Raw genomic sequence first — 8653 nt, forward strand, 5'->3', positions numbered from 1 at the left:
TAAAAACCTTAAATTTTGGTATCATATTATGAATCTAAAACTTATGTCCAAACTTTTTAAATGTATGGTGTTTTGCATAGAATCAAAGCACTACATATCTCATGGTTTCGTTAAGCATCGAGTAGCGTTGCCCTTAGTCGTTGTATTTTTGATAGCTGGAGCATTGCAGGCTAATGCTGTATCCGCTGTGGACCTAAAAAGCTCCGCTGCGGAGAGGTTTTCAGGCGCCAAAGCCCAGACGATTAATATATCCGGCAAAGTCACGAATGAGAAGGGCGAACCTTTGGTAGGCGCTTTCGTTCATGTCCAGAACGAAAACCGTAGAGCGTTGACCGACGCAAACGGTAATTACAAGATCAGCGTGGCTGGAGAGAATTCTGTCTTGGCATTCTCCTATGTGGGGTTTGATATTTTGGAAATCAAGGTCGGTGACCGCAGAACTATAGATGCGAAATTAACGACGCGTAATCTTCATATGGAAGAAGTTGTTGTGATCGGATATGGAACGGAAACAAGGCAGGATTTGACAGGTTCCATCGGTACGGTGGATATGGATAATTTAATGAAGGCTCCTGTGGGTTCCTTTGATGAAGCATTGGCGGGCCGGATAGCAGGTGTTCAGGTTTCTTCATCAGATGGACAGCCCGGGGTAGGGATGGATATTACCATCCGTGGTCCAGGGTCGCTCACCCAGAGCACCGCTCCCTTATATGTCATTGATGGTTTCCCTGTAGAAGATTCGGATAATGCTGCGATCAACCCAGAAGAGATTGAATCGATCAATGTGCTAAAAGATGCTTCGGCTACAGCTATTTATGGCTCCCGAGGTGCAAATGGTGTAATTATCATTGAGACCAAAAAAGGAAAGGAAGGAAAGCCGGTGATTACATTTAACAGCTCTTTGGGGTATCAACAAACGCAGAAGAGAATGGAGATGATGTCGACTTACGAATTTGTGAAATATCAATTGGAAATAAGTAAGCTACAATCAAATTTTGTTGCAGGTAGCTTATACACTCCCGCCGAATTACCTACCACCCATGCATCATACGATCCTGAAGGTAGGACGCTGGAAGATTATCGAACTATCACGGGTACGGATTGGCAGGACTTGATTTTCAGGAATTCACCGGTTCATATAAGCAATTTGGCTATCCGGGGAGGTAATGAGACGACAAAGTACGCAGTGTCGGGTTCTTTCTTTGACCAAGAGGGTATTATATTGAATACGGGAGCACGACGGTATCAGGGGAGAGCGACCATTGATCAGACGATAAGCGATAAGTTAAAGATGGGGCTTACCGCAAATTATAGCCAAAATTTAAGGCATGGGCAAGTTGTCAATGATGCCGGTAATAGTTTTACGGCCTATGTATTGTATCGGGCTTGGGCGTACCGACCTGTTTCAGGCAACCCCGACGTAGATCTCACGGAGTACGATGATGATCCGGACAATACGAATGCATCGGACATTCGGATCAACCCATTGGTGTCCAGTGAGAATGAATACAGAAAGAGCAACAGCACCAACTTTAGCTCCAACGCTTATGTGGAATATGCGATTTTAAAAAATCTAAAACTGCGGTCAAGGGTTGCCGTGCGTAACACGAAAAACCGCCTTGACCTGTTTTATAATTCCAATACGCCGAGAGGTAGTTTGCTAAATAGGTCAAATAATCAAGGGGTAAACGGTTCGTTTCGGTATACGGAGAATAAAGGTTGGTCGAATGAAAATTTCCTGACCTATAACAACACGTATAACCGTTATCACCGGCTGACGCTGATGGGCGGTTTCTCGTATCAAGAAAATAAAAGTGAGCTTTTTGGCTTCGCTACGCAGAGAGTGCCTAATGAAGAGCTGGCTATATACGGACTGGGTGCGGGTCAGCCTTACTCTACAGAGACCGGTGGGGGTGAGTATGCTTTAATGTCTTTTTTTGGTCGGGCAAATTATAACTTCAAGTCCAAATACCTGCTCACCGCGACGATGCGTGCCGATGGCTCATCGAAGTTTATTAAAGGAAATCAATGGGGCTACTTTCCTTCAGCGGCTTTTGCCTGGAATATGGATAAGGAGAAATTCATGAAGGCGATAGCAGCCGTTTCTTCCTCGAAGCTCAGGATGAGTTATGGGCTTACAGGAAATAACCGGATCAGCAACAATGGTTATATGCCCAATTACGGGATGCCTTTAGCGTATTCCTATTCTTTCAATAATGGTACCCCTACACAGGGGATCGTCATCGAGCGTATGGCGAATCGAGACCTGACATGGGAAACTACAGAACAGTTGGACATCGGTTATGACCTGGGCTTGTATAAAAACAGAATTGGTCTTACCGTCGACTTTTATAATAAGATTACGCGAGACCTTCTTTTAGATGCAGATATGCCGATTAGCTCAGGGTTCCCAAGTGTATATAAAAATGTCGGTACACTTCAAAACAGGGGGTGGGAATTTACGTTGAATACCGTGAACATCCAATCGGAGTCGTTTACCTGGGAATCCAATTTTAATATCAGCTTCAATAAAAACAAAGTACTGAAGTTAGCCGATAATCAGAATAGCTTGTATAAAACGATGCGAGTTGGATCAAGTATTCCAACCCTGTATGCCTCCAGAGTCGGTTATCCTGCCGGATTATTTTACGGTTATATTTTTGATGGCATCTATCAGTATGATGATTTTGATAGCCCGTCTCCGGGAGCGTATATTTTGAAAAAAGGCCTGCCGGACAACGGGAGTACGGATGGCGTTCAACCGGGCGACATCAAGTATAAAGATCTGAATGGAGATGGTACCATTAATGATCACGATATGACGATTATCGGTAATGGACTGCCTACCCATATGGGAGGTTTCTCGAATAATTTTTCGTACAAGGGTCTTAGTCTAAACGTGCTTTTGCAATGGTCTTATGGCAACCAGATTTACAATGCGAACCGACTGATATTTGAGGGGAATTATATCAATATGTTCGGTGTCAATCAATATGCCAGTTTTGCGGATAGATGGACACCCGAAAATCCCTCAAATACACTTTTTAAAGTGGGTGGGCAGGGGCCTGCCGGATTGCAATCAACACGGGTGCTGGAAGATGGTTCGTACCTACGCCTTAAAACGGTTTCATTGGCCTATTCCTTTCCGAAGAGGCTCATTCAGCCGCTTGCTTTGACTGCTCTTGATCTTCGTGTTTCCGCACAGAATCTGCTGACTTTTACGAACTATTCGGGGATGGATCCCGAAGTGTCGGTCCGTAATTCGGTCTTAACGCCTGGCTTTGATTATTCAGCTTATCCGCAGGCTCGTACAATTACATTTGGTATAAATGCAACATTTTAGTATTGATTTAAAGAGGATTATGATGAAATATAGATATTATTTTTTGTTTGCGCTATGTTTGTTTAGTGTAAGCTCATGTGATCTGACCAAAGAACCTTTGGATTTCCTTGACGCGCCGGCTTATTATGATACAGCGGAAGACTTGGAGAGTAACCTCGCGGCTGTTTATGATAAATTAGGGCATAGAGATGTCTATGGACAATGGATGCTTTACCGAATGGGTTTGGAAGCTGATGAAGGGTATTATGCCCGGACAACGCCGGCATTTGGCCCCCAGGTCTATGATTTTACTTCCAGCGATGCCGATATATTTCGCCACTGGACGGCTTTATATACGGGAATAGGCCGAGCTAATATTCTCTTGGCAAATATAGATAGTAATCCAGAGATTGACCAAAGTGTAAGGGATAGGGTAAGAGGTGAGACACTATTTCTAAGGGGATATTATTACTTTTTGCTGGTTCAATATTATGGCGGAGTGCCGTTGGTGCTGGAACCGACTTCCGATGTGAATGATATACACAAGCCGCGGGCTTCAGCACCAGAAGTTTATGCCCAGATATTGAAAGATATGGAGACCGCTGAGGGCTTGGTCGACGACATACAGACCTTAGGTTTTGGCGGAAGGGTCAACAAATCGGCTGTTCGAGGTATTTTGGCAAGAGTTTGTCTCCATATGGCGGGTAATCCGGTGAATGACAAATCAAAATATGAGCAAGCCCGGTTTTGGGCTAAGAAGGTGATCGATGATACCGATGCTGCACATGCCTTAAATCCAAATTTTAGTCAGGTATTCATCAACTATGCGCAGGATATTTATGATATTCATGAGAGTATCTGGGAGGTAGAATTTCGTGGGCATGGCGAAGACGCATGGACAGAAGAGGGTGGTGTAGGCTATGTGAATGGTCCCGCCACCACAAATGCAGATATTGGTAATACCATTAATGGCGTTCGCACGACAGCAAAACTTTATACAGCCTATAAGGAAGGGGATTTGCGGAGAGATTGGACCATTGCCGATTTTACGTATGTCAATGCGACCGGAGCCAAGACTTTCGCTACTTCAACGGCAAGAAGAGATGTGTATACCCGAAACTCGGCGAAATACAGAAGGGAATACGAGATCCTTCTACCTAAAAGAGGTTCTGTTACGCCCCAAAACTTTGCGTTATTACGGTTTTCCGATGTATTGCTGATGTTTGCTGAAGCCGATTATGAAGCGAATGGAGGCCCAAGTCCAGAGGCCATAGAAGCTGTAAACCGCGTGCGCCGCCGTGCTTGGTCGACCGGGATAAAATCAGTCACGATCACCAATGGAGGATCGGGATATACAGCAGCACCTACCGTAACTTTTGAGGGTGGAGGCGGGTCTGGAGCCAAGGCTACAGCTACCGTCCTGGGAGGACAGGTTACGGGAGTGGTATTCGATAGAGACGCCGTGACAGGTCATGCCAGAGGTGCTGGGTATACATCGGCACCGACCATAACCTTTACAGGAGCCGGTACGGGTGCAATGGCTGACGTCGAAATTTACAAGAAGGAAGAAGCCGAGTTAAATGAGCTTGAAATAGGCGATTTCCGAAAAACCATTCAAGATGAAAGGTTGCGGGAACTGGCTTTTGAAACGCTCCGGAAAACAGACTTGATCCGTTGGGGAATATTTGTGTTCAACATGAAAAGAGTAGGCCAGGAAATACTTGCAGACATCCCGGATGCGCATTTTATCCGCCAGTATAATAATATTTCGGATAAACATCTGCTGTGGCCTATACCGGCTACCGAGATGAGTGTAAACCGGGCATTGACACAGAATCCGAAGTGGTAATTGATTAATTTTTAATACAGAGAACGATGAACAAGTTATTTTATCTTCTATCAGCAAGTGTGATCTTATTGGGATCATGCGAGTATAAGATGGAGTTGACGCCCAATCTGGACGATTTTGCGGTAAGTACGGGGGCTAATGTATATCGGGTAAATGAAATCGTAGATTTTAAACTGAAAGGCAATCCTGATATTATCACCTTTTATTCCGGGGAACTGTATAATGATTATGCCCATAAAGATGGTCGTATTATCCGCGTAGAGCATGCCGATCTCTATTTTACGACTTCCATACCCGTGACTGCGCGGCCGCAGGAAAATCAGTTTGCCGTCATGGCATCTACAGATTTTAACGGTGACTACAGCAGCTGGTCCAATATAGATGATGCGCACTGGGTAGATATCACAGATCGGTTCATATTGGCGACATCGATAACTTTCACCTCCTCGGGCGTGGTCGATATTTCGGATCTGATTGAGCCGGGCAAGCCGCTTTTTATTGGTTTTAAATATACTGTACGCAGTAAAGCAGAGATTAATGATCCAGCGCATGAACGACCAAGAACTTGGCATATACAAAGTTTTACGTTTACTGGTAATACGGACGCAGGTCCTCTTGTCATGGGCGATATGGAAACCGCAGGATTCAATATCATACATCAACATCCTGAGATTGTATCCAAGACCGTGCAATCTGCTAGCCGGATCACTTTTTTAGGTCATCCGATGGATGAACCTACAGACCCCGATATTCATACCGAAATATGGGCCGTCAGCAAACCTTTTGAAACCGGAGATGTCAATAGAGGACCTGATCGGCCGATTGCTGTCAAAGCGGATCTAAATCCTCGGCTTGAAAGTTATACCCACACGTATACAAAGCCGGGGATTTATAAGGCCTATTTTGTTGGTATGAATGCCAATATAGAGGGAAGCCAACAGGTCATAAGGGAAGTAGATGTTACGGTAATAGCGGATTGATTGGATATTAAAATATGAAGGACAAAAAAAATAAAATAACGTTGTTGATCGTATGTATGTTCGCATGGATTACTGGCACCATGGCGCAATCTTCAAATAAGATACCGGTCAAGTCGGCAGAGGAGCTCCATGCTGCTTTTGCTAAAGCGACTCCAGGCGATGTGATTGTCATGAAAAATGGCGTGTGGAAAGATATCGATATTGTTTTTAAAGCAAATGGTACGGAGTCTGCCCCGGTTACATTGATGGCCGAAACACCTGGTCAGACGATCATATCGGGTTCTTCTTCCCTTCGGATAGCCGGGCGTCATCTGGTTGTAGATGGCCTTCACTTTAAAGATGGACACTCGTCCCGGCCACTGCATCTTATCGAATTTCGTAGTGGTAATATTCCTGCGGAACATTGCCGGTTGACCAATGTCGTTATATCCAGTTTCAATAAGCCGAAAGGAACAGATGTTTGGGTGGGTTTATTTGGTAGCCACAACCAGATTGATCATTGTCTTTTTGAAGGAAAGACCAGCAAAAGTGTACTGATAATCGTCTGGCGTGCAACTGCCGATGCCAATTATCACCGGATAGCACATAATCATTTCAAAGATATGCCGAGCATCGGGCTGGGTGGAGCCACAGCCATCCGTATTGGAGATGGGGTACAGGCCTTGTCTTCTTCGGTTACAACGGTAGAGTCCAATGTTTTCGAGAATATGTTGGGAATCGGGAAAATTATCAATATCAAATCCGGGGGGAATATCATCCGGGGAAATACCTTTATCAAGGCTTCGGGAAGTATCTGTATCCGCCAGGGCAATGGTAACCTCATCGAAGGGAATTTTATCTTCCCGGGAATGCAAGACAATTATACGGGAGGAATCCTGGTGATCGGTGAAAACCATATTATACGCCAGAACTATATCCAGGGGACCCGAAGAAGAGGAAAGGCCGCTATTGCGTTGTATGAAGGGCAGCTTGATAACCATCCAGGCAAAGGGGGATATTATCCGACAAAAAATGTGCTGATAGCTAACAATACACTGGTAGACAACGATAAGAATATTGTGGTCGGTCAACTCTATAACCCGAGTAAAGGGCTGACCGTGCCGGTCGAAGGTATACGTTATGTAGGAAATGTTATTCTTGGTAATTCGAGTGCTACACCGGTTATCGAAGTTCTGGATAAACCGACCGGGGAGGTGCATTACGAAGACAATACATTTTTTGGTGGCAATCTGAAAGGCCTGGCGGGTATACCCGGTATAGCGATCGAGGATCCACAGCTGACGTTGGGTGCAGACGGTAAGTACCATTACAGCAAAACGAACCCCTTAAGAAGAAACTTAATGGGGCTGCCGCTGAAACCGGATCAGGTTGGTCCGAACTGGAGGAGACAATAATGAAAAGTACAAGAATGAATTTAACTGGAAAGGATAGATGGAAATGACAGGAAAACTAAAAAGAGGTATGATATCGGCTTTTTTATGCAGTATGGTATGCTGTATGAGCCTTCTGGATACGGCTAATGCAGCCAATCGGATACGGGTTGCCACAATTGGTGAAAGAACCCCGACTTTGGACAAAAGCGGAGGCTACCAGAAAATGGTGCAGCAAATGATCGCTTTCTGGAAAAGGGAGCTGGATCAGGTTATACACGACGATCCTGATTTGATCGTTTTGCCGGAAAATGCAGATTTTCCATGGGGACTGACACAAGATGAAAAGAACGAATACGTCAAAGTCCGCGGTAATCAGATACTCGACTTTTTCGCATCGGTAGCAAAATCGACAAACTCTTACCTTGTATACAGCATGAGGAGGTATGACGAGAAAGGCCTGCTGCGAAATAGTGGCGTATTGCTGGGGCGAAATGGAGAAACAATCGGCATGTATGACAAAAACTACCCCACGATCAAGGAAACAGAGTCCGGCATCATACCGGGTACCGAGGTGCCGGTTTTTGATTGTGATTTTGGGAAATTAGCTATCGCAATCTGTTACGACTTGAACTTTGATGAGCTAAGGGAACGGTACGTAGCGTTGGATCCGGATATAATTGTCTTCCCTTCCGCTTATCACGGTGGGTTTGTACAGAGCGTCTGGGCTTATACCTGCAGGGCATTTTTCGTCGGGGCTATCAGTGGTCGAGGTGCGCCTTCTCAGGTCAGAAACCCCTTGGGTGAGGTTGTTGCCAGTTCGACGAATTATTTTAATTACGCGGTTGCCGATATAAATCTTGACTATCGCGTCGTGCACCTCGATTATCATCGTGGGAAGCTGAAGGACCTGAAGAAAAAGTATGGCAGCAGTGTACACATTAAAGATCCCGGGGAGCTCGGGGTATTATTGGTGACCAGTGAAAATGAAAGCGTCGGCGTCGCAGCGATGTTAAAGGAGTTTGGGATCGATGTCGTGGATGATTATTTCAAGCGATCGCAGCTCGTTAAAAAACAACATGAGATTTAAAAAAACAAACGGAATCATCGGGTAGAATTTTATATAGAACAA

The 8653-nt window shown here is 44.9% G+C and carries 5 protein-coding genes; all 5 read left to right on the plus strand.

Features of this window, described 5'->3' with window-relative positions:
- Window positions 1-148: 148 nt before the first annotated feature.
- From G5B00_RS15995 to G5B00_RS16015, 5 genes are read left to right on the plus strand one after another with little or no spacing between them, the layout of a single operon-like run.
- Window positions 149-3343: a SusC/RagA family TonB-linked outer membrane protein gene (locus G5B00_RS15995; RefSeq protein ID WP_240894541.1), complete on the plus strand. Its 3195-nt coding sequence runs from the start codon at window positions 149-151 to the stop codon at window positions 3341-3343.
- Between the two features lie 19 nt (window positions 3344-3362).
- Window positions 3363-5171: a RagB/SusD family nutrient uptake outer membrane protein gene (locus tag G5B00_RS16000; protein WP_163877774.1), complete on the plus strand. Its 1809-nt coding sequence runs from the start codon at window positions 3363-3365 to the stop codon at window positions 5169-5171.
- 26 nt (window positions 5172-5197) lie between these two features.
- Window positions 5198-6151 carry a DUF5017 domain-containing protein gene (locus G5B00_RS16005; protein ID WP_163877777.1) on the plus strand — a complete coding sequence of 318 codons (954 nt, stop codon included), beginning with the start codon at window positions 5198-5200 and terminating at the stop codon, window positions 6149-6151.
- A 14-nt stretch (window positions 6152-6165) separates the two neighbouring features.
- Window positions 6166-7545: a polysaccharide lyase 6 family protein gene (locus G5B00_RS16010; RefSeq protein ID WP_163877779.1), complete on the plus strand. Its 1380-nt coding sequence runs from the start codon at window positions 6166-6168 to the stop codon at window positions 7543-7545.
- Between the two features lie 43 nt (window positions 7546-7588).
- On the plus strand, window positions 7589-8611 hold the full coding sequence (locus G5B00_RS16015) for a carbon-nitrogen hydrolase family protein (protein ID WP_205966448.1): 1023 nt from the start codon (window positions 7589-7591) through the stop codon (window positions 8609-8611).
- Window positions 8612-8653 lie beyond the last annotated feature (42 nt).

It is taken from the genome of Parapedobacter sp. SGR-10, from assembly GCF_011030405.1.
GTDB lineage: Bacteria > Bacteroidota > Bacteroidia > Sphingobacteriales > Sphingobacteriaceae > Sphingobacterium.

Coding starts and splice junctions, on each gene's coding strand:
- G5B00_RS16005 (WP_163877777.1), top strand. CDS start 5,198: ATGAACAAGTTATTTTATCTTCTATCAGCAAGTGTGATCTTATTGGGA.
- G5B00_RS16000 (WP_163877774.1), top strand. CDS start 3,363: ATGATGAAATATAGATATTATTTTTTGTTTGCGCTATGTTTGTTTAGT.
- G5B00_RS16010 (WP_163877779.1), top strand. CDS start 6,166: ATGAAGGACAAAAAAAATAAAATAACGTTGTTGATCGTATGTATGTTC.
- G5B00_RS16015 (WP_205966448.1), top strand. CDS start 7,589: ATGACAGGAAAACTAAAAAGAGGTATGATATCGGCTTTTTTATGCAGT.